Origin of the sequence: Kitasatospora sp. NPDC058243 (genome assembly GCF_042882025.1) — a bacterium.
Taxonomy (GTDB): domain Bacteria; phylum Actinomycetota; class Actinomycetes; order Streptomycetales; family Streptomycetaceae; genus Kitasatospora.
On sequence record NZ_JBHVWW010000174.1, the window covers coordinates 1 to 265 of the forward strand.

Below are 265 nucleotides of genomic sequence, written 5' to 3' on the forward strand. Positions count from 1 at the left end.
GGACGATCGAGCCGCACCGTGCGACGGGCGCCTCGTACGTTCCAGTCTCGTCCGCGAGCGGCTCGGCGGTGGCTCGATGAGACGACTGCCCCCGCCGGACCCCGAGTCTCTTCCTGGAATCCGCGTCAACACCACTTACGCCAGAACTGGATCGTGGCCGGTCGCCACCCTATTCCACCCGCAGGCTCACTCTCAGCGTGGCCACCGGGACGGCGATGCTGGCTATCGCGTTCGGGCTCGCCCTCCGCTACGGCCACAGCTTTCC